Genomic DNA, 424 nt, shown 5'->3' with positions numbered 1-424 from the left:
CGTGCGCGCCGTGGTGCTCACCGGGGCGGGCGGCTGCTTCACGGCCGGCAACGACCTCAGGGACTTCCAGGATGTCGAGACCGACGGCGACAGCCCGGGCCTGACCTTCCTGAAGGCCCTGCGCGGCTGCCCGAACCCCGTCGTCGCGGCGGTGGAGGGGCACGCGGTCGGCATCGGCACGACGCTGCTGCTGCATTGCGACCTCGCCTATGCCGGGGACGGCGCCCGCTTCCGCCTGCCGTTCACGGCGCTCGGGCTCAGTCCCGAGGGCGGGTCGAGCTACCTGCTGCCGCTCATCGCCGGCACCAAGCGGGGGGCCGAACTCCTGATGCTCGGCGAGCCCTTCGGCGCGGCGGAGGCGGTGGCGGCCGGCCTCATCAACGCCGCCGTCCCGGAGGGCACGGCCCTGGAGGTTGCGCTCGGC

General features: G+C 74.8%; 1 protein-coding gene. It reads left to right on the top strand.

Translation table 11 applies throughout. From position 1 onward, the window contains the following. Nucleotides 1–424: enoyl-CoA hydratase-related protein (locus FV228_RS32765; protein ID WP_187278019.1), on the top strand; the 424-nt coding region annotated here is incomplete at both ends.

This window comes from Methylobacterium sp. WL18 (assembly GCF_008040015.1).
In the GTDB taxonomy this organism is placed as follows: Bacteria; Pseudomonadota; Alphaproteobacteria; order Rhizobiales; family Beijerinckiaceae; genus Methylobacterium; species Methylobacterium mesophilicum.
Note: the sequence above shows the minus strand (reverse complement) of the source record. Positions and strands in the feature narration are given on the sequence as shown.